Here is a 23,801-nt window from a genome sequence, read left to right as displayed (position 1 = left end):
TCGCCTCCTGGGCGACCGCGGCGCCGCCCCGTTCAGACGATGGAAGGTAGCAGGCACATGGCCTACCGCTTCAACCCGCCGCCCAACTGGCCGATCGACGATCCGGCCTGGACGCCGCCGCCGGGATGGCAGCCCGATCCGTCGTGGGGACCCGCGCCGCAGGGATGGAACTTCTGGGTGGAGGGTTCCGAGGCCCCGGCCGTCGACGACGACGCGACCCGGCTCTCCACCACGGAGCCGACCGGTGCGACCCCGGAGCCGACCGCCGCGGCGCCGCAGCAGACGGCACCGGCGGAGCATGCTCCGGACGCCGCCGCTCCCGCAGGGTCCGCGGCGGACGCCTCCGCGCAGCAGGATGGCTCGGTGCAGCACGATGCCTTCGCGCAGCACGATGGCTCGGTGCAGCACGATGGCTCGGCGCAGCACGATGCGGACGCGACGCACGTCGCCGATGCCCCCGCTCCCCAGGACCCCGACGCGACCCATGTGGCCGGCGCTCCGGCCGCGGCGTCGGCCGCCGCCCCCGCGGTCGCAGCCGAGGCCGCGACGGAGGCTCCGGTCGTCGCCGGGACCCCTGGCGCTCCGGGCTCCGACCCCCTCGCCGCCGGCACCGAGGCCGACGCGCCCGCCGCGGACCAGGGCCTCCCCGCCGCTGCCGAGGCGGCGCCCGCGACCGGCGCTCCTGCCGCCCACGGCGCGCAGGCGCCGGCGGCATCCTTCGGAGCGGACGCCCCCGAGGCTCCCGCGAGCACCGAGGAGCCGTTCGGGGACGATGCCCCGGCCGCCTCCAGCGACGCCGAGCAGATCCTCGAGGGCCAGGGCGGCTCCGCCGAGGCCGCCCAGGCGGCCCCGGCGCAGGACGCCGCTGCCGCCCCCTCCGAGGCGCCGGCCTCCGCTCCGGCGCCGGCACCGGGACAGGACTCCTCGGCGGGCGCCGGCCCGTCGGCCGGGGCGGACCACGAGCTCCCTCCGACGGCTCCCCATGACCCGCAGGCCGACTCGGCGGAGACCGCCGAGTACGACGGCCCGAACCTCGAGGCGGACCTCCAGCAGGCCACGCCCTACGAGGACGCGGAGCCCGCAGCCGATCAGGCCGCCGGATCCGACTCCTCGGGCGCTCCGGTCGCCGGCGCAGCGGCCATCGGCGGGGTCGGCGCGGCGGCCGCCTATGGAGCCACCAGCTCGGAGCAGGCCCCCTCGGCCCCGCAGTACGGCCAGGATCAGCAGTACGGCCAGGACGCCCAGCAGCCGTCCGCAGAGCCTGCGGCTGCGGCCGCGTCGGGCCAGGCCGCCTACGGAGAGGCCTCCTCGGCCGCCGCCCCCGGACAGGATCCGTCGGCGGCCGGCTACGGGCAGGACCCCGCGGCGGCGTACGGGCAGGCCTCCCCCGCCTCCGGCTACGGCCAGGGCTCCTCGGCCGCCGGCTACGGCCAGGCATCCCCCTCGGCGGGATATGGGCAGGGCTCCCCCGCCGCCGGCTACGGCCAGGCATCCCCCTCGGCCGGCTACGGCCAGGCATCTCCGGCCGCCGGCTACGGCTCCCCCGCGGCCTTCGGCTCGGCCTCGGATCCCGCCACGGGCGGTTCCGGTGCGCAGTGGGCCACCGCCGAGGGCGCGGGCCAGGGCCCGAAGAAGGGGCTGTTCGCCCGCTTCTGGTGGGTCGGATGCATCGTCCTGGTGCTCGTCTTCGGGCTGATCGCGCTGCTCATCGGCGGCATCGTCCTGTTCAACCGCAGCGGCGGCGGCGACCCGACCTCCGCCCCCACCACCTCCCAGAGCACGGAGGAGACGACCGAGGCCACCGAGCCCAGCGAGGATCCGACGGAGGAGGAGACCTTCGAGGAGCCCACCGCGGTCACCCCCTCGGTGCTGCCCACCGTGGATCCCGCCGCCACCCCGGTCGACGTCATCTCCTCCGACGGCAAGGGACAGGTCACCGTGTCCATGGAGTGGCTGCCGGCGGACAAGCTCCCCAGCACCTACGGCGGCACCGTCACGCCCGGGCAGTTCCCCGAGTTCCTCGTGGTCACGGCCAAGGTGACGGTCACCGACGGCACGATGGACTTCCGCGGCTACATGTTCTCCGTGGTGACGCCCTACGGCGGCACGGTGAACGAGGCGCTCAGCACCTACGAGCTGGCCGATGCGGGAACCGACATCGACGCCCCGGACACGTTCTCCGCCGGGGACGAGTACACCATCAAGACGATCTTCGACGTCTCCCGCAGCGGCGGCCTGAAGCTCGTCTACGACAACTACAGCGACCAGTACACCTGGGACGTGCCTGCGTGACGAAGGTCTTCAATCCGCCGCCCGCCTGGCCGGAGCCCCCGCATGACGGATGGGCTCCGCCGGCCGGGTGGCGGCCTGAGCTGCAGTGGGGTCCCGTCCCTGCCGGGTGGCGGACCTGGGTGCCCGCCGAGCAGGTCCACGACGTCGGCGGGCCGCTGCTGGAGTCCGAGGACGTCCCCGCCAGCGGCGCCCGACCGCGGCCCAGGGTCCAGGACTACCCTGTCACGGTGCTCAACCCAGGAATGTGGTCCCAGAACCATCTCGAGGCCGAGGACTTCGGCTTCGGACCGGAGAAGGAGCGCCGCGAGCGCCCGCGGCTGCGGCTGGCGGTGACGATCACCGTGACCGCCCTCGGATTCCTGCTGGCCGCCGCGACGGCGGTCCTGTTCGTCCGCCTGGCGGACTTCGCGGTCCATGACCTGCCCAGCCGCTCCAGCGCCGATGCGGCCTTCAGCGCACCGGCAGCGCCCGTCCCGGCGATCGACGCCGTGCACGGAGCATGACGCCCCGGGACGACTCCCCGCGCAGTCCGCTCCGTGATGCGATCCTCGCGGTCACCGCGATCCTCGTGGCTGTCGCGCTGTGCATCGGCCTCGGGGTGTGGCAGTGGCATCGCTTCGAGAGCAAGCGCGAGGTCGCCGCGACGATCCGCGCCAACTACGACGCCCCGCCGGCTCAGCTGCGCGATCTGCTCCCCGCGCCCGACTCCCAGCTCACCGCGGCCCAGGACTGGACCCCCGTCGAGCTGACCGGCCATTACTGCACCGAACCGGGCTGCGTGCTCTACGTCCGCAACCGCCCTCTGGGCGCCGCCGTGGGCTTCTGGCAGCTGGTGCCCTTCGAGACGGCCGACGGCACGGTGCTGATCGTGCGCGGGTGGGTGGACTCCGACGAGGTCGAGTCGGCCCCGGCCGAGGAGCCCGAGATTCCCGAGGGCGAGATCACCGTGGTCGCCCACCTGCGCCCCGAGGAGCCCGTGCTGGGCGATCGCACCAACCCGGCCGGTCAGGTGCAGTCCGTCAACCCCGCCCAGTTCGCCGACCAGCTGCCCGTGGACGGCCCCGTCCACACCGGGGCCTACGGCGATCTCGTCTCGGAGTCACCCACCGACATCGCCCGGCCCCGGCCTCTGGAGAAGCCCGAGACGAGCCTGGGCCCGCACCTGTCCTATGCATTCCAGTGGTGGATCTTCGCGCTGTTCTTCCCGGCGGCCCTCGTCGTCCGGGCCCGTCGGGCGCGACGGGACCGCCTCGAGGCGGAGGCCGCGGAGCGTGCGGCGACCGCGACCGTCGCAGCCGATGGGGAGGATCCGGCCGACGTGCCGCCGCACGGCCCCCGGGATCCCGGCGCACCCGGCGCGGCGCCGGCCGGCAGCCGCATCCCGAGGTCGCGCGGGGGCCGGCCGGCCCCGGCGCGCCGGTCCCGCGCCCGCACCCGAGACGAGGAGGAAGAGGATGCGCTCCTGGACGAGCACGACCGCTGACCCGCCGGCGCGCGCCGGCGCACCGGGGACCGCCTCGCGGTTCCTGCCGGGCGCGAGGCCGCGCCTGATCGCCCATCGGGGCCTGGCCCGGGACGGGGCCGAGAACACGATGCGCGCCTTCCATGACGCGATCGCCGCCGGCGCCACCATGCTGGAGACCGACACCCGCGCCACGGCCGACGGCGTCGCCCTCGCGGTCCACGACGCGACGCTCGAGCGCGTCGCCGGGGACCATCGGCACGTGGACACCCTGCGCATCACCGACCTGCCGGGGATCCGGGTGGCCGGGATCGAGCCGATCGCCCTGCTGGAGGACGTCCTGGGGTCCTTCGGCGACGTGCCCGTGAACATCGACGTCAAGGACCGTCGCGGCATCGTCCCCGCGGTCGGCGCCGTCGCCCGCACCCGCTCCGCGGACCGGATCTGCGTGACCAGCTTCGACGCCTCGATCGCGCGCCGCACCGTCGCAGGGATCCGGGCGACCACCGGGCGCACCCCGGCCCGCAGCCCCTCCCGCTCGGGCATCGCGGCCTTCCTCGCCGCCAGCGCCCTGGAGGCGCCGCGCGGAGCGGTGCGCCGGGTCCTGTCGCCCTACGGGGCGATCCAGGTCCCGCCGACCTACCGGGGAGTGCCCGTCGTCACCGCGCGCACCGTCGCCGCCGCCCACGGGGCCGGCTGCGAGGTGCACGTGTGGACCATCGACGACCGCCGGACGATGCGCGACCTGCTGCGCCTCGGCGTGGATGGTATTATCACCAATCGCGTCGATGTGCTCGCCGAGCTCCTGGAATCCGCGCCCCCGCCCCGCTCATGATCCGTCCCGGATCCGGTGGTGCATGCCGTCGGCACGACCGGCGGACGAGGGCCGCGCCACCCCCGGGAACAGGGCTGGAGCACAGGGCGTTGTGAAGGAGCGTGCGCTCCCCCGCTGCTCGGCGGGGTGCGGTGCACGGATCCTACCGTCGGGAGGAAGCGAGAGAGCATGAACAGCCGAAGCCTGCGAGGTACCCGCCTGGGGTCGCTCAGCATGGAGACCGATGACGGCGTGCTGGCCGCGCCCCGTCAGGAGGCCAACTACGACTGCCCGAACGGGCACACCATCGTGCTGCCGTTCTCCGTCGAGGCGGACGTGCCGCCGGTGTGGGAGTGCCGCTGCGGCGCGACCGCCGTGCTGCGCGACCACGAGAAGCCCGAGGAGAAGCCGGGCAAGCCGCAGCGCACGCACTGGGACATGCTCCTGGAGCGTCGCAGCGAGGAGGAGCTGCAGGTGCTCCTGGACCAGCGTCTGGCGCTGCTGCGCTCGGGCAAGCTCCACCAGAGCTCCAGCCGCACGCTCTGACGCCCCGGGCCCTGCCCTGGACGACGAAGCGCCCCGACCGATCCGGTCGGGGCGCTTCGTCGTCCGGGGCGTCCTCACCCCTGGGTGATGGTGGGCGGTGCGTCCTCGCCGGGCCGGGACGGGGACTGCGGCGAGGAGTCCTGGGCGTCGATGATGATCTCGCCCTGGATGACGCCGCTGCTGGTGCGCCGGTACAGGACCTTGCGGGCCGCATCGGATCCGCTGCCCAGGCCCACGGCGCGCACGGCCCGCCGCTGCACGGGGGTCAGCAGCAGCACCAGGGCGATCAGGTCCGTGATCAGGCCCGGGAAGAAGAACAGCATCGCCGCCAGCAGCGTGAAGGCGGGCCGGCTGAGATGGTCCTTGACGTCCCCGCTGCCGCGGACGGCGCGCACCAGCGACCTCAGGCGGACGAAGGACTGCTGGCCTGCGGCGACGAGCAGGGCGACGCCGATCACCCAGCCGACCACGATCACGAGCACCGACCACCACAGGGAGGTGTTCACGCCGATCGCCACGAGGATCGCGATCTCGGCCAGGCCCAGCACCAGGATGGCGATCGGCACGAGGATGCCGCGCACGGAACGGCGCGCACGGGGGTCCTGCGAGGTTCCGTTCTGCTGCGAGGTCATGGGCTCACTCTCCTGCCGGTGCCGCGGCGCCGACGCCGCGGCGGGTGTCACCGTCCACGGTAGCCGAGCACCCTGGAGAGCTGCCGTGCCCGGCGCTGCACGCCCCACTGGGTGACCCGCAGCAGCGCCTCGCCCACGATCGAGGAGTCCATCTTGCTGGTCCCCTCGCGCCGTTCGTCGAAGTCGATGGGCACCTCCCGGATCACCGCTCCCGCCTCGCGGCTGCGGCGTGTCATGTCGACCTGGAAGCAGTAGCCGTGGCTGGCCACATCGGCCTCCAGCAGCTCCCGCAGGAGATCGGCGCGGTAGGCCCGGAAGCCGGCGGTGGCGTCGTGCACGCCCAGGCCCAGCAGCACCCGCGCATACATGTTGGCGCCCCGCGAGAGGACCTCGCGGTGGCGGGCCCAGTCGTGCACGGCGCCGCCGCGCACCCAGCGGGACCCGATCGCGAGATCGGCGCCGCGGCGCACCGCCTCCAGCAGCCCGGGCAGCTGCTCGGGCCGATGGGAGGCATCGGCGTCCATCTCCACGAGGACGTCGTAGCCGTGCTCGAAGCCCCAGCGGAACCCGGCGATGTAGGCGGGGCCCAGGCCTTCCTTGCCGGCACGGTGCAGCACGTGCACGTGCGGGTCCTGCGCGGCGAGGGCGTCGGCCAGCTCGCCGGTGCCGTCCGGGGAGGCGTCGTCGGCGATGAGGACGTGCGCCTCGGGGACGGCGGCTCGCAGCCGTGCGAGGGTCCCCGGCAGGGCCTCGATCTCGTTGTAGGTGGGGATGATGACGAGCGTGCTCAGGGGTCTCTCCTCGGATGCGGCCGATGGGCTCGGCGCAGGGCGGGCGGGATCAGCGACGCCCGGGCGGGGCGATCGCGCGGTCCTTCCGGGTCAGGGCGGCCGCGACGCCGGCCAGGCCCAGGGCGCTGATGATCAGCGGGGTCCACCAGCCGGCGGCGACGGCGGGGGTGATTCCGGTGCGCAGGGGGACGTCCGCGACCACGGCGCCCTGCTCCCAGTGGCCGGTGCGGGCGAGCTCGCGGCCCTCGGGACCGTAGATCGCCGACTCCCCCACCGTGGAGACGTGGACGACGCTGCGCCCGCTGACGACGGCCAGCACCTTGGCCTCGGCGACCTGCTGGACCGCCTCGTGGGACTCGCCGAACAGGGCGTTGTTGGACTGGACGACGATCATCTGGGCGCCGTCGTCGACGACGTCGCGCACGAGGTTGTCGTAGGCGATCTCGAAGCAGATCAGCACGCCGATCGGCGGGCCGACGACGTCGGTCACCCCGACCTCCTCGCCGGCGATCATGTCCGAGGAGACCATGTCGACCTTGTCGGTGATCGCCCGGAAGAAGCTCCGCGCGGGGATGTACTCGCCGAAGGGCACCGGGTGGCGCTTGGCGTACTGGTAGACGACCTGGCCGTCGGGGGCGTACACCAGCGAGTAGTTGTAGCGGCGGCCGTCCTCGGTGGGGGTCTGGGTGCCGATCATGACGGGGGCGTCGGCCTGCCCGGAGAGGTCCACGATGGCCTGCTCGCGGTAGGGGTCGTCGCGCGGGTCCCAGCTGGTGGAGTCCTCGGGCCAGACGACGAGGTCGAGGTCCGTCCCCTCGCTCCGCAGGACCTCGTGGCTCATCGCGAGGTGGTTCTCGAACACGCCCTCGGGCATGGTCAGGGCCACCGGATCGATGGGGTCCATGTTCCCCTGGATGCCGGCCACGCGCAGGGTGCTCTGCTGCGCCGGGGCCGGGTTCGGCGGGTACGGGACCAGCAGGCAGGCGGCGACGACCGTGATCGAGACGGCGATCGGCAGCAGGCCCGCGATCCCGCCGAGCCCGCGGCGGCTGCGGCCGGTCAGGGCGAGCACTCCCCGCAGGACCCCGAGGCCCAGCAGGGCGCACAGCAGGGCCAGGCCCGCGGTACCGATCCACGGGCCGAGGTTCAGCAGCGGCGAGTCGGCCAGGGCGAAGGCGGAGGCGCCCCAGGGCAGCCCTCCCCAGGGGGCGTGGGACCGCAGCGTCTCCACGGCCACCCACAGCGCCGCGACGACCAGCGCGCTGCCCGGGCCGAGGCCCCGGCGCACGAGCACCGCCCGCGCCGGCACGGCGAACAGGACGGCGAACAGCGCCTGGAAGACGCCGAGGGCCAGCCACGGCATCGCGCCCGCATAGGTCGCCGCCCAGTGGGTCAGCGGCACGAAGAACCCCAGCCCCCAGGCGAAGGAGGCGAGCACGGTCGCGGTCGCGGTGCGGGTCAGGGCCGTCGCGCTCAGGGCCCCGATCGCCAGCGGCAGCAGGAACCAGAGGTCGTACGGCGGGAAGGCGGCGACGGCGGCGAGCCCGCCGGCCGCGCCGACCAGCACGGCCACGGCCCCGGGGACGGGGCGCAGCGCCTCCTCCCGGTGGGGCGGGCGGGATCCGCGCGCCCCCGCGGCCGAGCGGCCCCGCGAGCGGTCAGCGGCGCCGGAGCCGCGCGAGCGGGTGCTCGTCGCGCCGGACCGCCCGGTGCCGCCGCTGCTCATGCGGGCTCCGGCAGGCGGTCGTGGACGACGCGGCCGGAGACCACGGTGCGCAGGGCCTGCGGGGAGCCGTCGGTGAGGTCCGGGAGCATGGGGGTGCGGGAGCGCGGGTCCGTGGACCAGGTCTGGATGCGCTCGTCCTGCCCGCGCACGGTGAGGTCCCACGGCTCCCAGACCACGAAGGTCGCCTCCGTGCCGGGGTTCAGGGACCCGGGGTGGGGGGCGCCGGCCAGGCGCCGGCCGCCGCGGGTCGCGGCGAGGAAGGCGGCGCGGTCGCTGATGCGCTGCTCGAGCGGCCCCTCATGGGCGAGGGCGCGCACCCAGGTCCAGGGGTCGGCGGCGTCGGCACGGCCCCCTGAGCCGAGGGCGAGGGCGGTCCCCTCTCGGGTCAGGTCGAGGTAGGGGGCGCTCTGCACCGCGGGGGCCAGCACCGTGACGCCGTCGCGGGGGCCCAGGGGGCCGGGGACCGCCGCGGTGATGCCGCGTGCGAGCGCCTGCTCGAGCCAGCCGGCCTCGGGCTCGGAGCCATCGGCCGTGGGGGCGGCGTCGACGAAGGACGGGGTCACCAGGCAGCCCTCGGCGCGGATGCGCCGGGCCTGCGGGTGCAGCACGAGGGCGGAGTCCTCCGGACCGATCCACGCGACGGTGCCGTCCGCGACCAGCATCGCCGAGGCCTCCGGGTCCTGCGTGCTGTACAGCACGATCCCGGTGTAGAGGACGGGGAGGGAGGCGGTCTCGGTCATGATGCGGGGGTGTCCTTCACGAGGTGGGGCGGTGCTCATCTGTCGAACTCCTGGGCGACCAGGCCGCGGCGCACCGCCCGCACCGACTCGCGGGCCGTCGCCGCGACGCCGTCGACGGCGGCGAGCTGCTCGAGCATGTCGACGACCTGACGGCAGTGCCGCACGAAGTCCCCGGCGGTCATCCCGGAGTCGGCGATGGCGGCCGCGAAGTGCCGGCCCTGCGCCCAGCGGTGCACGATCGCGCTGGCTGCGGCATCGGGCGGAGTGGTGAGGTCGACGTCGTGGCGGGCCTGGGCCGCCCGCAACCGGTCGCCGATCGCCTCGGTCCGGGCCAGGACGTGCGCGAAACGGCTCGAGGCCGGCAGCTCCGGGGACCCGGCGTCGTCGCGCCGGGAGTCGTGGACCGCGGCGGAGACGATCGCGGCCAGCTCCGCGGGATCGAGATCCGCCCAGGCGCCCTGGTCGAGGCATTCGGCGATGAGCAGGTCGCGGTCGCTGAACAGGTGGCGCAGCCGCAGCCCTCGCGGCGTCGGCACCGGCGAGGCCTGCCGGTCCGCGGCGCCCGCCGGGTCCGGCTCCGGGTCCTCGATCAGCTCGAGATAGCCGAGCTCGAGGAGGAGATCCACGAGGTGGTCGAACTGCCGGGCGAGGGACGAGGTGCGCCCCTGGATGCGGCGCTCGTCCCGCTCGAGCTGGGCGGAGGCCTTGCGCCAGCGACCGGCCCAGCGCAGATGCGCCTCGATCTCCGGGCAGTCATGGCAGGGATGCTCGCGCAGCTGCTCGCGCAGCCGCAGCAGGGCATCGTCCTGGGCGGCGGTCGACGGGGTGCGCGGGGCGCGGGAGCGGACCTCGCGGCGGGGGTCGGGATCGTGCCCGGACAGCAGCTGGCGCAGGGCGCTGGCGGTGTCACGGCGCACCTTGGCGCTGCCCAGCCGCTCGGGCCGCGGCAGCTTCAGGGAGTCGATGACGGCCGGGGCCGAGGGCAGGTCGCCGGGATGCACGGCCCGCACCCGGGCGTCGGGGGTCAGCACCTCGACGCGGATGCCCTCGAGCACCTGCCGGTCCACGTCCAGCACCACGCCGTACCCGTTGCGCTTCCCGCCGGGCATGGCGACCACGTCCCCGCGCCGCAGGGAGCGCAGGGTGGAGCGGGTGCGGTCGCGGTCGGCGGCGGAGCGCTGCTGGGCGAGAGCCTTCTCGCGGGCGGCGATCTGCTCGGTCAGCTGCACGTACTCCAGCACGTCCCCGCGCTCGCAGTGCAGGGCCTCGCGGTAGGAGCGGACGGTGTCCTCGGTCTCGCGGGCCTTGCGGGCCAGCCCCACCACGGAGCGGTCCGCCTGGAACTGGGCGAAGCTCATCTCGAGCGTCTCCCGTGCCCGCTGCAGGTCGAAGCGGTCCAGCAGGTTCACCGCCATGTTGGGGGTGGGCCGGAACGCGGAGCGCAGCGGGTAGGTGCGGCGCGAGGCGAGGGAGGCGACCGCGTCCGCGTCGAAGCGCGGTCCGGCCACGACCACGGCATGGCCCTCGGTGTCGATGCCGCGGCGGCCCGCACGGCCGGTCAGCTGCGTGTACTCCCCCGGGGTCAGGTCGGCGTGCTCGGTGCCGTTGAACTTCACGAGCTTCTCGAGGACCACCGAGCGGGCCGGCATGTTGATGCCCAGCGCCAGGGTCTCGGTGGCGAACACGGCCTTGATCAGCCCCTGGGAGAACAGCTCCTCGACGAGGACCTTGAGCAGCGGGAGCATCCCCGCGTGGTGGGAGGCGACGCCGTTGATCGCGGCGCGTCGGAAGGCCGGCAGGTCCAGGATCTGCTCGTCCTCGTGGCCGATGACCGCGAGGCGCTCGGCGAGCACCGCGCGGATGCGGCGCTGCTCCTCCGGGGTCGTGAGCGTCAGGTGCGCCTGGGCGCACTGCCGGACGGCGGCGTCGCAGCCGGCGCGCGAGAAGATGAAGAAGATGCCGGGGAGCAGGGCGTGCTGGTCCAGGAGGGCGACGACGTCGGGGCGGCGCATCGGCCGCGAGCCCAGGCGAGGACCGCGACCGGCCCCGTGCTCGCCCGGGTCGGGCCGGCGATCGGAGCCGCCCCGGTGATCGGGCGGGCCGCTGCGGGAGCCGCGCAGCCGGTGGCGCCCCTGGGTGCCGTGACCGCGCCCTCGGCCGCGCCCGCCGTGCCGGCCGCGTCCGCCGCGACCGCCCCGGCCCTCGTCCTCGTCGCGGATCCGGGAGGTGCTCGTGCTTCCGGTCTGCGCAAGCGCCGGGTTGACGGTGCGCTCCCGGGCGGCGCCCGGACCGTGCGAGACCACGGGGCTGCCGGAGTCGTCGACGAAGAGGTCCAGCAGATCGTCCCCGGCGATGACGTGCTGCCACAGCGGCACGGGACGGGTCTCGGAGACGATCACGCGCACGGTCCCGCGGACCTCGTCGATCCAGGCGCCGAACTCCTCCGCGTTGGAGACGGTCGCGGACAGCGCGACCAGGCGCACGCTCTCGTCGAGGTGGATGATCACCTCCTCCCAGACCGGGCCGCGCAGGCGGTCGGCGAGGTAGTGCACCTCGTCCATCACGACGAAGCCCAGCCCGTCCAGGAGGGACGAGCCGGCGTACAGCATGTTGCGCAGGACCTCGGTGGTCATGACGACCACATCGGCATCGGGCCGCACGGAGGTATCCCCGGTGAGCAGTCCCACCCGGTCGTGGCCCAGCCACGCCGAGAGCTCCTCGTGCTTCTGGTTGGACAGGGCCTTGATGGGGGCGGTGTAGAAGACCTTGCGCCCCGTCTCCAGGGCCAGGTGCACCGCGAACTCGCCCACGACCGTCTTGCCGGCGCCGGTGGGCGCGGCCACCAGCACGGACTCGCCCTCCTGCAGGGCCTCGCAGCCGCGGATCTGGAAGGGGTCCAGGTCGAAGGGATAGCGCGCCTGGAAGCTGCCCAGAGGGGTGCGGCTGCGGCGGCGCTCCGCATCGAACTGGGCATAGCGCTCGGAGGGGGAGCTCACGCCGGTTCTCCTCGCAGTCGGTCGAGATCGGCCAGGATCCGCACGGCCCCCGGAGCGATGCGGACGGTCACCGGCAGCAGGCCGCGCGCCTCGCCGTCGGCGTAGGCGCGCACGTCGCGCCCGTGGCGCAGGCCGACGGTCACCTCCCGCACCCGCCGGGTGGAGAAGGCGGGATGGCAGACGTGGGTGCCCCGGTGCAGGCGCGGCATCATGCGCAGCAGGTCGCGGCGACCGGCGCCGGCCACGGTCGCCAGCTCCAGCAGGCCGTCGTCGACGATGCTGTCCGGGACGAAGCGGATGCCCCCGCCGAAGACTCCGGTGTTGGCGACCGTCAGCAGCGTGGCGTCGACCTCGTAGCGCTCCTCGCCGTCGACCTCCACCCAGTACGGCAGCGGGGAGAAGGCGGGCAGCTCGCGCAGCAGGGCGACGGAGTACCGCGACCCGAGGCCCCGCCCGGCGCTGTTGGCGCGGGCGTTGACCAGGGCGTCGAAGCCGAGGGAGACGTTCCCGAGCGCCAGGGAGCGGTGCGAGGGCAGGTTCTGGCTGCTGCTGACCTCCATCGCGTCGATCGCGGTGACGGGCCGGGACAGCGCATGCAGCAGCAGGCGCACGGACTCCTCCGGGGAGCCGACGGGCAGCTCCAGGGCGCGGGCGAAGTCGTTGCCGCTGCCGGCGGGGACGACGCCCAGGCGCACCGGGGTGTGGGCCACCAGGGAGGCGCCCAGGGATACCGTGCCGTCACCGCCGACGACGACGAGGGCGGTGAGGGTGTCGATGACCTCCTCGGCACGGGCCCGTGCGACGCGGGCGCTGGGGCCGGAGACGTCCACCACGGACAGACCGGCCAGGCGCAGCAGGTGCGCGACCTGGCGCCCCGTCCGGTGCGCCGCCCCCCGGGCCGCCGTCGGGTTCGACAGCAGCCCCACGCGTAGTCGGCTCACGAACGCCTCGTGCGGCGCGGTGCGTCCTCGTCGTCGTCGAGCGACGAGGGACCGTCGACGTCCTCGGGGGCGTCGTCGATGACGCTCGCCTCGTCGTCGGCGAGGCCGTCGTCCTCGGTCTCCTTCCTCCGCTTGTCGCGGATGATGCCGATGAGCACCGCGGCGAAGTACAGGCCGACCATCGGCAGCGCCATGAAGATCATGGTGAAGGGATCCGGGGTGGGGACCATGACGGCGGTGAAGCAGAAGCACAGGAAGGTGACCCAGCGCCATGCCTTGAGCATGGTCTTGCCCGGCAGAATGCCCAGGAAGTTGAGCAGAACGAGCACGACGGGCATCAGGAAGGCGATGCCGAAGGCCAGCATCGTCTTGATCCACAGTCGCAGATAATCGGCGAAATCGATGACGTTCGAGGCCTCTGCCGGAGTGAACGACAGAAGAATGGGGACGGCCTTGAGCATCACCCAGTAGCCGGCAGCGGTTCCGACGAAGAACAGGGGGATGGCGGCTCCGAAGAAGCCCAGCGCGTACCGACGCTCGTTCTTGTGGAGCCCGGGCATGACGAACGACCACACCTGGTAGAGGAACATGGGAGCGGACAGGATGAGCCCGATGTATGCCGAGATCTGGAGCTTGACGTTCAGCGGCGCCCCGGCAGACTTGAAGTTGACCGAGAGGTTCTCGAGGCCGTACTCCTCTTTCGCGAGCTGGATCGGCGCCTGGAGGTGACCGAGAACCCACTCATAGAGGAACCAGCCGACGATGGACATGACGAGCACGGTGCCCGCGCACCACATCAGCCGGTTGCGGAGCTCAGCCAGATGCTCCCCGAGCGCCATGCGGCCCTCGGGGTCCCTCTTCCGGCGCTTGGTCTTCGCCGAGTCCTTCGGTTGCGATGAGCTCGCCACGTGCGGTCTTCCTTCGTCCGCGAGAGGTCCGGGCGACTGCACCCGGACCTCTCAAGGTCAGATGATGTGCCCGGAGGGCTCAGTCGCGACGGTAGTCGTCGTCGCGCCGGGGATCGACGGGCTGGCCCTCGGCGCGGGGCTCCTCGCGGGGATCGAACTCGCGCGCCGGGCGGGTGTCGCGGTCCTCGACGCGGCGACGGGGACGATCGTCCTCATCGTCCTCGTCCGGCTTGTCGTCCCCTCGCAGCTCCTCGACCTCCGTCTTGAAGATGCGCATGGACTTGCCCAGGTTGCGCGCGAGGCTCGGGAGCTTGCCCGCGCCGAACAGCAGCAGCACGAGAAGCACGAGAACGACGATGTGCCAGGGCTTGAGTGCACCCATGGAGATGGTCCTTTCGACAGGGCCGGGAAGTCACGGCCTCAGCATGGTCCCACAGCGACCTGGAAGGCGGCCGACGGCACGCGATGCGGACACCGGTGCCGCGCCCGCCCGGGCGCGGGAGGCGGGGATCAGCCTATCGCCTCGACGCCGGTGTGACGCGCACCGGCCTGCTCGGCTGTGGTCACGATCAGGTCTCTCAGCGATGCCGGGGCGAGCACCTCGGCGGCGCCGGCCGCCTCCATCACCGCGTCCACGAGAGCGCCCAGCACCGGCGTCGCGAGACGGGCGAGGGTCCCGCCGCCCGGGGCATCGCGCAGCTCGGCGGCCGCGAACGCCTCGGCGATCCACATGGCCGGTCCCTCCAGCCGCACCCAGGCGTCCTCCTCGAGGCGCCCGCCGCTGCCCCGGGCCTCGGATCCGGGCCGGCTCCCGGGGCCGGGATCCGCGTCGGCGGCGGCGCCGTCGTCCCGATGCTGGGGCGTCCCCTCCGGCAGGATCTCGGCGATCCGGTCCAGGCGGAACAGCCGCTCGTCCTGCGCGAGGGCGCAGTCCGCCCTGAGGTACGAGCGCCCGGCGGAGGACTCCACCTGCCGCGGCGCGACGCTGCGGACGGAGGTTCCCGAACGATCCGGCGGCGAGTAGCGGATGACGACCGGGCGGTCCTCCCGGATCGCCCGGTGCAGCGCGTCGAGGATCTGCTCGCTGCGGGAGAGCTCGACCTTCGGGGCGCCGTCGGAGGCGCCGTCGGCCGCCGGATCCGTGACGGGGGACGCGGCGGCATCGGTCGGCGGCTCCGCCTCGTCCTCCCCCGGGGCCGCGGTGCCCAGTCGCGCGAGGAGCTTGGCGCGGGCCGAGGCGACCAGCTCCGCCTCCTCCCCGGCGACCGGTTCGAGGGCCGCGAGCCCGGCCAGCAGGGCCGTGGCCTCCGCGGCGGTGAGGCTGAGCGCGCGACGCAGGGCGTCGGCGTTGCGGACCCGCACGAAGCCGTCCTCCCAGGTGACCTCGATGAGGTCCTGCTCCCAGCCGGTCGCGAAGTCTCCGCAGACGAACAGGATCTGCAGGTCGGCGATGAGCTCCTTCTGCGAGATGCCGAAATCCTCCGCGAGCTGGGAGACCTCGACCTCCCCGCGCGAGAGCACGTAGGAGGCGAGGCTGACCAGGCGCGAGAGGTGGTCGGCGCCGCTGGTGGAGCGACGGATCGCGGCGGGCCTGCGCACGGGCGCGTCCTCGATCCTCGCGAGGTCGGCCTGCCCGGTGTGCAGCCGGGCGATCTCCGCATAGGCGGAGGCCAGCGCGTCCCGCCAGGCAGGAGGGTCGACCAGGGTGATCCAGCGGGCGTTGGCGCGCACCTGCCGCAGCGCCGCGGAGCGCGGCATGGCCGGCAGCTCGACCTCGCGGGCCCGCAGCGAGGCGCCGGCGGCATCGCGCAGGGCCAGCGCCTTGTACGGCTCGATCCGCAGGCGGGCTCGAGCCCGGTCCTCGTGCGCGGTCATGCCGGCCAGCGCCGTCTCCAGGGTCATCCCCTCCTCGCGGGGATGGCTGATCGGCCCGCCGATCCGCGGGAACGACTCGATGCGCGAGGCCTTGAACACGCGGGTCCCCTCGCGGGCCAGGTCGTGGCCCAGCACGTACCAGTGCCCCTCGTGCACGCCGACGACCCACGGCTCGACCGTGCGATCGGTGCGCTCCCCGCGGGCGGAGCGGTACGCGAAGGAGACGCGGCTGCCGGTGCTGACCGCCTCCAGCAGCGGGGTGAGCACGGGCAGGGACTCGACGGAGCCGCGGGGCGTGCGCCGCAGCAGGTCCGTGTCGGCGTCCAGGCCCTGGCTCAGGAGCTTCGAGCGCACCCGGCGGGCCGCTCCCCCGGCGGCCGCATCGTCCCAGGCGCGGCTGGCGGCGAGCAGCACCGTGTACTCGCCCTCGCTGAGGTGCAGGTCGTCGCCGCCGGCATCCGTGTCCAGCCGGTAGTGGACGATGTTCTCGTCCCACAGATCGTGCCGCTCGGTGCGCAGCGGCAGCCCGAGCTCGCGGATCGCGGTCTTGTCGCGCTCGAACATCTTCTCCGCGGCGTCCTGGGTCGCGGCGGCCGCGTACTCCGGGATCGCCTCGAAGAGGGTCGCGCGGTCGATCCCGCGCCGGGGGCGCGAGCCGATGGTCATGATGACGTTGAGCAGTCGTTCGACATTGCGAGAGGCCACCGCCTCAGCTTAGCCACGCGGAGGGCCGCCGGGCGTCGCGACCTGCAGACCGGGCCTCAGGGAGGTGGCCTACTCTGACGGCATGCTGCGCTGGGAGAGTGGACGTGTGATCGCCCATCGGAGGGGCTGGCCCGGAGTGGCCTCCCTCCAGGTCGAGGTGACGGGGGCCGATGGCGCCCCGGAGACCCTGCGCGCCCTGGCGTACACCGAGCTGGTGGGGACCCCGCAGGTCGGCGAGACGGTCGACCTGAACACCAACGCGCTGCGGCGCGGGCTGGGCACCGGCGGCGACGCGATCGTCGTCTCCCGCCGGGACGACTCCCCCGACGCCGCGGAGATCGCCGGCCACATGATGAAGCTGCGCTACACGCCGATGCAGACGATGGTCGACGCCCTGGACGATCCGGCGAGCCCGCACTATGCCCGGATCTCCCATGCCCGCGACGTCGAGGGCATGCCGGTGGTGGTCGCGGATCTGCACTCCTCGCTCGCCCCGATCGTCGCGGGGATCCGTGCGGAGGCGCCCTCGGCCCGGATCGTCTACGTGATGACCGACGGCGCGGCGCTGCCGGCGGCCTACTCGCGCACCCTCGCCGCACTGCGCGAGCGCGGCCTGGTCACGGCTTCCGTCACCGCCGGGCAGGCCTTCGGCGGGGATCTCGAGGCGGTGACCGTGCACTCGGCGCTGCTGGGGGCCCGGCATGTGCTCGAGGCCGATGTCGCCGTGGTCATCCAGGGCCCGGGCAACCTGGGCACCGGCACCGGCTGGGGCTTCTCCGGCGTCCAGGCCGGGGACGTGCTCAACGCCGCCGGCGTCCTGGGCGGGGCGCCGATCGGCGCCCTGCGGGTCTCCGAGGCCGACGAGCGGGCCCGGCACCGCGGCCTGTCCCACCACAGCGCGACGGCCTACGGGCGGATGACCCTGGTCCCCGCGCGGTTCCCCGTGCTCGCGCCGCGCCGTGCCGGGGACTGGGTCTTCCACGCCCAGGTGACGGCGCAGGTCGAGCAGCTCATCATCGAGCAGGCCGCGCGCCGGGGCCTCGTCCACGAGCTGGTGGAGGTCCCCGACGACGGGCTGCTGGCGGCGCTGCAGGCCCTGCCGGTGCGCCTGTCCACGATGGGGCGCGGGCTCGAGGAGGATCCGGCCTCGTTCGTGTACGGCGCGCTGGCCGGTCGAGCGGCGGCATCGCTCATCGTCTGAGGAGTCCCGCTCCCGGGCCCCGCGCAACCTCGGCGCCCGACGAGCCCCCGGCGGCCTGCGGCCTGCCGAGGCCCATCGGCCTCAGAGCGCCGGCGGCTCCTGCGAGGGGTGGGCCTCGCCGCGCTCGCGCACCAGCCGGGCCAGCAGCCGGGCATCGGCCAGGGCGCGCTCCCCGTCCGAGCGCTGGATCGCCATCGTCGCCAGGGTGTCGCCGTCGGCGAGGTCGAGATGCGCCCAGGGGTCGCCGGCCGGGAAGCTGACGCCGATCACCTCGGCCCATTCCAGGGTGCGCACGCTGAGCAGGTTCCGCACCACCAGCCGGTCGGGCTCGGCGACGACCTTCACGATCGCCTCGCGCCAGCAGAACCAGAACACCGCCAGCCCGAAGGCGACGAACATGATCCGGTTGGGCAGGTCGAAGCTCCCCACCAGCAGCGCGCTGCCGACGCTGACGGCGAGCACCAGGCCGCCGATCGCGAAGCCGGCGATGCGGGCCAGCCGGGGGCGCAGCACGATCGTGCCCTCGGGTCCGACCTCCGGCGCGGCCTGCGTCATCGGCTCAGACCCGGCAGGCCTGGATGGCCGTGACGAGGATGGCGCGCGCCCCGGCGTCGTAGAGGTCGTCCAGCACGCGGTTGACCTGCTTGCGCTCGACCATGGAGCGCACGGCGGACCAGGATCCGTTGTGCAGCGGGGAGACCGTCGGCGCCTGGAAGCCGGGGGTGATCGCGACGGCGGCCTCCAGCTTCTCCTGCGGGATGTCGTAGTCGATGAGCACGTACTCGCGGGCCACCAGCACGCTGCGCACGCGGCGGATCAGCACGTCCAGGGTGCGGCGGGCGTCGTCCTCGAGCTCCATGCCGGGGCGGGAGAACAGCACCGCCTGGCTGGTCATGATCGGGTCCCCGAAGGTCTCCAGCCCGGCCTGGCGCAGGGTGGTGCCGGTCTCCACGACGTCGGCGATGACCTCGGCCACGCCGAGGCGGATGCTCGACTCGACGGCGCCGTCCAGGTGCACGACCTCGGCGTCGATGCCCTTCTGGGCGAGGTGGTCCTCGACGAGATTCTCGTAGCTGGTGGCGATGCGGGCGCCGGCCAGGGAGGCCAGGTCGCGCTGCTGGCCGGAGGGGGCGGCGAAGCGGAAGGTCGAGCGGGCGAAGCCCAGCTCGAGCAGCTCGTCGGCCGGGGTGCGGGAGTCCAGCAGCATGTCCTGGCCGGTGATGCCGACGTCCACGGTGCCCGAGCCGACGTACACGGCGATGTCGCGCGGGCGCAGGAAGAACAGCTCGACGCCGTTGTCCTCGTCCACCAGCACGAGCTCCTTGAGATGGCCGCGGCGACGGTACCCGGCCTCGTACAGGAGGTCCGATGCGGGCTCGGAGAGGGCGCCCTTGTTGGGCACGGCGATACGCAGCACAGCTGCTCCTTCGGGAGTTGCCGGACGGTCAGGTCGCGGGCGGGGGTCCGATGCTGAGGGGGCCGGGTCGGGGCCGATGCGGAGGAGTCCGGGACGGGAGGGCGGACGCGGTGGCGGTTCGCGGGCGGCGCTCAGAGCTTGCGGTAGACGTCCTCGAGGGAGATGCCCTTGGCGACCATCATCACCTGCGTGTGGTACAGCAGCTGGGAGATCTCCAGCGCGGCGTCGTCATGGGTCTCGTGCTCGCAGGCCATCCAGACCTCGGCAGCCTCCTCGACGATCTTCTTGCCGATGCCGTGCACCCCGGAGTCCAGCTCGGCGACCGTCCCGGATCCCTCCGGTCGGGTGCGGGCCTTCTCGGTGAGCTCGGCGTACAGCGTCTCGAAATCCTTCACCCGGTCAGCCTAGCGGTCCGCGAGGGGCCGTGCCGCATCGGACCGGCCCGTGAGCGGCGCATCCCTCTCCCGGCGCGCGAGCCCGTGATCGCGGCGGGCGGTCAGTCCCGCCGGACGGTGGGGTCCAGGTGCGCCGTCTCGACGCGCACCCTCTCGCCCTCCTGCCGGGCCCGCACCCGCCACCACACGAAGAAGCCCGTCAGGGTGAAGATCCCGTAGAACACGTACATGAACGCGCTCGCGTAGTAGCCGGCGCTCAGCAGCAGCGGCACCCCGACGATGTCCACGGCCACCCAGATCAGCCAGAACTCGACCCAGCCCTTGGCCATGCCGAAGGTCGCCAGCAGCGAGCCCATGAAGATCCAGGCGTCCGACCACACCGGCTCGTAGGAGCCCAGCGCCCGGAAGATCGGGGTCAGCAGCGCGGTGCCGCCGACCAGCGCCACCAGCAGCAGCACGCGCGTGCTCCAGGACGCCCAGTGCGGCTCGACCGCCGTCCCGCCCTCGGTCCTCGCCTGGCGCCAGCGCACCCACCCGTACACGGAGGTGGCGATGAACATGATCTGGCGGCCGGCCTGGCCGTACAGGTCGATGGCGTTGGGGGTGCCGAAGACCGTGCCCAGGAACACCGTCAGCAGCAGCACGTTCCCCACGATGCCGATGGGCCACGCCCACACCTTGCGCCGCATCCCGCCCAGGGCGCTGAGCAGCCCGAAGACGTTGCCCAGCACCTCGCGCCAGAGGATGAACTGGCCGCCGGAGAACTCCAGACGGGCATCGAAGAGCCACTGCAGGGCGTCCAGGATCACGAGGGTGCCCTCAGTGACGGTGCGCGGCGGCGAGATCGCGCAGCACCGCGATCTCCTCGACGCTGTCGGGGGCCTTGTAGATCGCCGAGCCGGCCACGAACACGTTCGCGCCGGCATCGGCCGCCCGCTCGATCGTCTCGCGGCTGACCCCGCCGTCGACCTGGATCGAGACCTCGAGGTTCGCCTCGCTGATCGCGGCGCGGGCGCGGCGGATCTTGGGCAGCATGCCCTCGAGGAAGCTCTGCCCGCCGAAGCCGGGCTCCACGGTCATGATCAGCAGCATGTCGAACTCGCCGATCACGTCCAGCAGCGGCTCGATCGGGGTGGCGGGGCGCAGCGCGACGCCCACGGCGACGTTCTTGCGCCGCAGCTCCCGGGCCAGGCGCACGGGGGCCTTGGCCGCCTCGAGGTGGAAGGTCACCGAATCGGCCCCGGCCTCCGCGAAGACGGGGGCATGACGGTCGGCCTCCTCGATCATGAGGTGCGCGTCCACCGGGATCGGGCTGCGCGAGACGATCTGCTCGACCATGTCGGCGCCGAAGGTGAGGTTGGGGACGAAATGGTTGTCCATGACGTCGACATGGGCGGCATCGGCCGTGCCGATGCGGTCCAGCTCCTCGCCGATGCGCATGAAGTCGGCGTTGAGGATGCTGGGGTGGATGAAGTCACGGTCCGTCGAGTACGGCATGGCGGGGGATCCTCCGGTTCTCAGGGGGCGGGGGTGCGGCGCAGGAGCGCGATGAACATGGCGTCGGTGCCGTGGACGTGCGGCCACAGCTGGACGCCGGGGCCGGCGCCGAGCTCGACGTCCTGGGCCGCGGGCAGCAGCCCGGCGCGCACCGCGGGACGGGCGTCGAGCTGCTCGACGTCGTCACGGCGTCGCACCACGTCCTGGACGATGAGGAGGGTCTCGGCCAGGTGGGGCGAGCAGGTGACGTAGGCGACCACTCCCCCGGGCGCGGTGGCGTCCAGGGCGCTGCGCAGCAGGTCCCGCTGGATCCCGCCGAGCTGGCCCACATCGGCCGCGGTGCGCCGCCAGCGGGACTCGGGGCGCCGGCGCAGCGCTCCCAGGCCCGAGCAGGGGACGTCGGCGAGGACGCGTGAGAACGTCGCCGGCATCTCGGCTCCGATGTCGCGGCCGTCGGCGGTGCGCGTGGTGACCTCGGCGCCGGCCTCGACGAGCGTCGCCACGGCCCGGTCGACCAGGCGGGCGCGGTGCTCCTGCAGCTCGACGGCCAGCAGCTCGGCGTCATGGTCGACGGTCAGCCCCGCCAGCAGGGCGGTCTTCCCGCCCGGGCCGGCGCACAGGTCCAGCCAGCGGCCGTTCTCCTCGAGCACGAGGTCGTCCGCCCCGAGGGCGAGGGCCAGGGCCATCAGCTGGCTGCCCTCGTCCTGCACGGCGGCGCGGCCCTCGCGCACCGGGTCGGTGCCGCCGGGATCCCCGGACGGCCACGACGCCGCGAACAGGGACAGGCGGCCGGCGCTCGCCCCGTTGTCGATGAGCTCGTCCAGGTCCGTCAGCCCGGGCCGCATCACCAGGGACACGGCCGGGGCCGCGTTCTGGGCGGCCAGCAGCGCGTCGATCTCGGAGCGGTCCCGGCCGTGGGCGGCCAGCGCGTCCGAGAGCGCCCGCACGATCCACTCGGGATGCGAGTGGGCGATGGCCAGGTGCCCGACCTCGTCCTCCTCGCGGGCCGGGGCGACCTCCTGGATCCAGGAGTCGAGGTCGCGCTCGCCGACCCGGCGCAGCACCGCGTTGACGAAGCCTCCCGCCCCGTGCCCGGCGACCTCGCGGGCCAGCGCCACCGTCTCCGAGGTCGCCGCATGCGGGGCGACGCTCATGTCCAGCAGCTGGTAGGCGCCCAGGCGCAGCACGTCGAGCACGTCGCCCTCGATGTCGTCGAGCCCGCGGTCCACGCAGGCCGCGATGATCGCGTCCAGGCGGCCCTGGGCGCGCAGCGAGCCGTAGAACAGCTCGGTGGCGAAGGCGGCGTCCCGACCGGAGACGCGCGAGCGGCGCAGCAGACCGGGCAGGACCAGGTTGGCGTAGGCGTCGTCCTCCCGCACCGTGCGCAGCGCCTCGAAGGCGACGCTGCGCGAGGAGGTCGATCGGCGGGAGCGCTCCGAGGGACGGCTCTCGGACCAGCCGCGTCGCGGCCCGCCCTGGCCGCGGGAGCCGGAGCGCTCGCGTCCCTTGGCGTCGCGGCCGCCCCGACGTTCGCCGGTGCCGCGGCGCTCGTCCCGGTCGTCCCTCCGCGGGCCGCGGTCCTCTCCGCGGGTGCCCCGGTCGTCGCGACGGGGGCGATCGCCGTCGCCGCGACGGGGTCCGCGTCGGTCCTCGCGCCCGGCGCGATCATCCCGGCGGGGTCCGCGCCGGTCCTCGCGTCCGCGGTCGTCGCGTCCGCGGTCGTCGCGTCCGCGGTCGTCGCGCCCGCGGCCGTCGCCGCTGCGGTGTCCCTCGCTCATCGTGCCTCCTCGGCATCCTGGATCCGGGCCGCGTCGAAGGCGGTCCCCTCGGTCAGAGCGGCGCCGCGCGCCCAGTCCGCGGCGCGCATCGCCTTCTTCCCCGCCGCGGCGACGGTGCCCAGGGCGAGGGGCCGGGTGGCCGTGCCGGCGAAGACGCTGCGGCGGGTGGCGTGCAGCTGCCCGGGCGCGAGCACGAGATCCTCCGGGGCCTGCGCCGCCTCGACGCCGAGGACCTTGAAGCGCTCCCCCCGCAGCTGCGTCCAGGCGCCCGGGTCGGGGCTCATGCCGCGGATGTGGGCGCTCACCGCCTCCGCCGGGGCGTTCCAGTCGATCTGCGCCTCCTGAGAGGTGAGCTTCGCGGCGTGCGTCGCCTCGCCCTCCTGCGGCGTGGCCACGGCGGTGCCGGCGGCCAGCTCGTCCAGGGTCTGCACCAGCAGCTGCGCACCCTCGACCGCGAGACGATCCAACAGCTCCCCGGAGGTCTCCAGCGGGCCGATCCGGGCGCCGCGCATCCCGAGCACGTCCCCGGTGTCCAGCCCGGCGTCGATGCGGAAGGTCGACATGCCGGTCTCGGTCTCGCCCGCGAGCACGGCCCGCTGCACCGGGGCGGCGCCCCGCCAGGCCGGCAGCAGGGAGAAATGCAGGTTGATCCACCCGTGGCGCGGGATGTCCAGCGCCGCCGGGGGGATGAGGTTCCCGTAGGCGACCACGGGTGCGGCCTCGGGCGCGAGCTCCCGCAGCTGCGCCTGCACCTCGGCGTCGCGCAGGGTGCGCGGGGTCAGGACCGGCACGCCCGCCTCGTCGGCGACGGCGCGCACGGGAGAGGGCCGCAGCGTGCGGCCGCGCCCGGTGGGGGCGTCGGGCCGGGTGAGGACGGCGACCACCTCGTGGTCGCTGCCGAGCAGGGCCTGCAGGGAAGGGACGGCGGCGGCGGGTGTGCCCGCGAAGAGGACTCGCATGATGTGCGCCATTGTAGGGCGGCAGGGGCGCCCGCACCCGGCCCGCCGTGCCTGCGCCGTGACCCCTCTCGCGCTCCTGCGTGCGGACGGCCTCATGCGGGTCGTCCGGGGCGGGGCCGGTGACAG

Annotated in this window: 22 protein-coding genes; 6 read left to right on the top strand and 16 right to left on the bottom strand. The window is 74.1% G+C overall.

What is annotated here, in order from left to right:
* Window positions 1-57: 57 nt before the first annotated feature.
* The 5 genes from BF93_RS01765 to BF93_RS01745 all read left to right on the top strand — a co-directional run bounded on the left by BF93_RS01765 (window position 58) and on the right by BF93_RS01745 (window position 5,114).
* Window positions 58-2,292, top strand: a complete 2,235-nt coding sequence (locus BF93_RS01765) for a hypothetical protein (RefSeq protein ID WP_038370204.1) — start codon at window positions 58-60, stop codon at window positions 2,290-2,292.
* Between the two features lie 119 nt (window positions 2,293-2,411).
* Window positions 2,412-2,795 (top strand): hypothetical protein, encoded by a 384-nt coding sequence (locus tag BF93_RS01760; RefSeq protein ID WP_232226149.1) that lies wholly within the window; start codon window positions 2,412-2,414, stop codon window positions 2,793-2,795.
* Window positions 2,792-3,775 carry an SURF1 family cytochrome oxidase biogenesis protein gene (locus BF93_RS01755; protein ID WP_038370200.1) on the top strand — a complete coding sequence of 328 codons (984 nt, stop codon included), beginning with the start codon at window positions 2,792-2,794 and terminating at the stop codon, window positions 3,773-3,775. Before BF93_RS01760 ends, BF93_RS01755 begins: the two co-directional genes overlap by 4 nt.
* Window positions 3,747-4,589 carry a glycerophosphodiester phosphodiesterase family protein gene (locus tag BF93_RS01750; RefSeq protein WP_038370199.1) on the top strand — a complete coding sequence of 281 codons (843 nt, stop codon included), beginning with the start codon at window positions 3,747-3,749 and terminating at the stop codon, window positions 4,587-4,589. The genes BF93_RS01755 and BF93_RS01750 overlap by 29 nt, the downstream gene beginning before the upstream one ends.
* A gap of 168 nt (window positions 4,590-4,757) precedes the next feature.
* On the top strand, window positions 4,758-5,114 hold the full coding sequence (locus tag BF93_RS01745; RefSeq protein WP_038370198.1) for an RNA polymerase-binding protein RbpA: 357 nt from the start codon (window positions 4,758-4,760) through the stop codon (window positions 5,112-5,114).
* Window positions 5,115-5,188: 74 nt separating this feature from the next.
* On the opposite strand, the gene BF93_RS01740 is transcribed toward BF93_RS01745, so the two are convergent.
* From BF93_RS01740 to BF93_RS01700, 9 genes are all read right to left on the bottom strand, one after another.
* Window positions 5,189-5,746, bottom strand: coding sequence for an FxsA family protein (locus BF93_RS01740; RefSeq protein WP_038370197.1), 558 nt, complete (start codon window positions 5,744-5,746; stop codon window positions 5,189-5,191).
* 47 nt (window positions 5,747-5,793) lie between these two features.
* Window positions 5,794-6,537: a polyprenol monophosphomannose synthase gene (locus tag BF93_RS01735; protein ID WP_038370196.1), complete on the bottom strand. Its 744-nt coding sequence runs from the start codon at window positions 6,535-6,537 to the stop codon at window positions 5,794-5,796.
* A gap of 49 nt (window positions 6,538-6,586) precedes the next feature.
* The gene (lnt, locus tag BF93_RS01730; RefSeq protein WP_051486391.1) at window positions 6,587-8,263 is read right to left on the bottom strand and encodes an apolipoprotein N-acyltransferase; all 1,677 of its coding nucleotides are present in this window, start codon (window positions 8,261-8,263) and stop codon (window positions 6,587-6,589) included.
* A complete protein-coding gene (locus tag BF93_RS01725; protein ID WP_038370195.1) occupies window positions 8,260-9,003 on the bottom strand; it encodes a hypothetical protein in 744 nt (247 codons plus the stop codon). Before BF93_RS01725 ends, lnt begins: the two co-directional genes overlap by 4 nt.
* 35 nt (window positions 9,004-9,038) lie before the next feature.
* Window positions 9,039-11,999 carry a DEAD/DEAH box helicase gene (locus BF93_RS01720; protein ID WP_038370193.1) on the bottom strand — a complete coding sequence of 987 codons (2,961 nt, stop codon included), beginning with the start codon at window positions 11,997-11,999 and terminating at the stop codon, window positions 9,039-9,041.
* Complete coding sequence (locus tag BF93_RS01715) at window positions 11,996-12,940, bottom strand: diacylglycerol/lipid kinase family protein (RefSeq protein WP_038370192.1); 945 nt, start codon at window positions 12,938-12,940, stop codon at window positions 11,996-11,998. The genes BF93_RS01720 and BF93_RS01715 overlap by 4 nt, the downstream gene beginning before the upstream one ends.
* Complete coding sequence (gene tatC / locus BF93_RS01710) at window positions 12,937-13,848, bottom strand: twin-arginine translocase subunit TatC (RefSeq protein ID WP_232226148.1); 912 nt, start codon at window positions 13,846-13,848, stop codon at window positions 12,937-12,939. The genes BF93_RS01715 and tatC overlap by 4 nt, the downstream gene beginning before the upstream one ends.
* A 79-nt stretch (window positions 13,849-13,927) precedes the next feature.
* A complete protein-coding gene (gene tatA, locus BF93_RS01705; protein WP_038370190.1) occupies window positions 13,928-14,230 on the bottom strand; it encodes a Sec-independent protein translocase subunit TatA in 303 nt (100 codons plus the stop codon).
* A 128-nt stretch (window positions 14,231-14,358) separates the two neighbouring features.
* Window positions 14,359-16,428 (bottom strand): helix-turn-helix transcriptional regulator, encoded by a 2,070-nt coding sequence (locus BF93_RS01700; protein WP_232226147.1) that lies wholly within the window; start codon window positions 16,426-16,428, stop codon window positions 14,359-14,361.
* 82 nt (window positions 16,429-16,510) lie between these two features.
* Here BF93_RS01700 and BF93_RS01695 point away from each other — a divergent pair, with 82 nt between their 5' ends.
* Window positions 16,511-17,629 carry a DUF3866 family protein gene (locus BF93_RS01695; protein WP_156954007.1) on the top strand — a complete coding sequence of 373 codons (1,119 nt, stop codon included), beginning with the start codon at window positions 16,511-16,513 and terminating at the stop codon, window positions 17,627-17,629.
* A gap of 81 nt (window positions 17,630-17,710) precedes the next feature.
* Here BF93_RS01695 and BF93_RS01690 read toward each other — a convergent pair whose 3' ends face one another.
* The 7 genes from BF93_RS01690 to fmt all read right to left on the bottom strand — a co-directional run bounded on the left by BF93_RS01690 (window position 17,711) and on the right by fmt (window position 23,675).
* On the bottom strand, window positions 17,711-18,184 hold the full coding sequence (locus BF93_RS01690) for a PH domain-containing protein (protein WP_038370187.1): 474 nt from the start codon (window positions 18,182-18,184) through the stop codon (window positions 17,711-17,713).
* Between the two features lie 4 nt (window positions 18,185-18,188).
* Window positions 18,189-19,046, bottom strand: a complete 858-nt coding sequence (gene hisG / locus BF93_RS01685; RefSeq protein WP_038370186.1) for an ATP phosphoribosyltransferase — start codon at window positions 19,044-19,046, stop codon at window positions 18,189-18,191.
* A 131-nt stretch (window positions 19,047-19,177) separates the two neighbouring features.
* Window positions 19,178-19,441 carry a phosphoribosyl-ATP diphosphatase gene (locus tag BF93_RS01680; RefSeq protein ID WP_038370185.1) on the bottom strand — a complete coding sequence of 88 codons (264 nt, stop codon included), beginning with the start codon at window positions 19,439-19,441 and terminating at the stop codon, window positions 19,178-19,180.
* A gap of 101 nt (window positions 19,442-19,542) precedes the next feature.
* Window positions 19,543-20,244: a nicotinamide riboside transporter PnuC gene (gene pnuC / locus BF93_RS01675; RefSeq protein WP_038370514.1), complete on the bottom strand. Its 702-nt coding sequence runs from the start codon at window positions 20,242-20,244 to the stop codon at window positions 19,543-19,545.
* A gap of 16 nt (window positions 20,245-20,260) precedes the next feature.
* The gene (gene rpe / locus BF93_RS01670) at window positions 20,261-20,938 is read right to left on the bottom strand and encodes a ribulose-phosphate 3-epimerase (protein ID WP_038370184.1); all 678 of its coding nucleotides are present in this window, start codon (window positions 20,936-20,938) and stop codon (window positions 20,261-20,263) included.
* 20 nt (window positions 20,939-20,958) lie between these two features.
* Window positions 20,959-22,716: an RsmB/NOP family class I SAM-dependent RNA methyltransferase gene (locus tag BF93_RS01665; RefSeq protein WP_038370183.1), complete on the bottom strand. Its 1,758-nt coding sequence runs from the start codon at window positions 22,714-22,716 to the stop codon at window positions 20,959-20,961.
* Window positions 22,713-23,675: a methionyl-tRNA formyltransferase gene (gene fmt / locus BF93_RS01660; RefSeq protein ID WP_038370513.1), complete on the bottom strand. Its 963-nt coding sequence runs from the start codon at window positions 23,673-23,675 to the stop codon at window positions 22,713-22,715. Before fmt ends, BF93_RS01665 begins: the two co-directional genes overlap by 4 nt.
* Window positions 23,676-23,801 lie beyond the last annotated feature (126 nt).

Source organism: Brachybacterium phenoliresistens (assembly GCF_000576425.1).
GTDB classification, from domain to species: domain Bacteria; phylum Actinomycetota; class Actinomycetes; order Actinomycetales; family Dermabacteraceae; genus Brachybacterium; species Brachybacterium phenoliresistens.
This window is presented reverse-complemented; position numbering and strand designations above follow the sequence as displayed.

Excerpts from the sequence above, each read along its gene's own strand:
- BF93_RS01665 (WP_038370183.1), bottom strand. The coding sequence starts at position 22,716 with ATGAGCGAGGGACACCGCAGCGGCGACGGCCGCGGGCGCGACGACCGC.
- BF93_RS01740 (WP_038370197.1), bottom strand. The coding sequence starts at position 5,746 with ATGACCTCGCAGCAGAACGGAACCTCGCAGGACCCCCGTGCGCGCCGT.
- BF93_RS01690 (WP_038370187.1), bottom strand. The coding sequence starts at position 18,184 with ATGACGCAGGCCGCGCCGGAGGTCGGACCCGAGGGCACGATCGTGCTG.
- BF93_RS01765 (WP_038370204.1), top strand. The coding sequence starts at position 58 with ATGGCCTACCGCTTCAACCCGCCGCCCAACTGGCCGATCGACGATCCG.
- tatA (WP_038370190.1), bottom strand. The coding sequence starts at position 14,230 with ATGGGTGCACTCAAGCCCTGGCACATCGTCGTTCTCGTGCTTCTCGTG.
- lnt (WP_051486391.1), bottom strand. The coding sequence starts at position 8,263 with ATGAGCAGCGGCGGCACCGGGCGGTCCGGCGCGACGAGCACCCGCTCG.
- BF93_RS01745 (WP_038370198.1), top strand. The coding sequence starts at position 4,758 with ATGAACAGCCGAAGCCTGCGAGGTACCCGCCTGGGGTCGCTCAGCATG.
- BF93_RS01695 (WP_156954007.1), top strand. The coding sequence starts at position 16,511 with ATGCTGCGCTGGGAGAGTGGACGTGTGATCGCCCATCGGAGGGGCTGG.
- rpe (WP_038370184.1), bottom strand. The coding sequence starts at position 20,938 with ATGCCGTACTCGACGGACCGTGACTTCATCCACCCCAGCATCCTCAAC.
- BF93_RS01725 (WP_038370195.1), bottom strand. The coding sequence starts at position 9,003 with ATGACCGAGACCGCCTCCCTCCCCGTCCTCTACACCGGGATCGTGCTG.
- BF93_RS01755 (WP_038370200.1), top strand. The coding sequence starts at position 2,792 with ATGACGCCCCGGGACGACTCCCCGCGCAGTCCGCTCCGTGATGCGATC.
- BF93_RS01750 (WP_038370199.1), top strand. The coding sequence starts at position 3,747 with ATGCGCTCCTGGACGAGCACGACCGCTGACCCGCCGGCGCGCGCCGGC.
- fmt (WP_038370513.1), bottom strand. The coding sequence starts at position 23,675 with ATGCGAGTCCTCTTCGCGGGCACACCCGCCGCCGCCGTCCCTTCCCTG.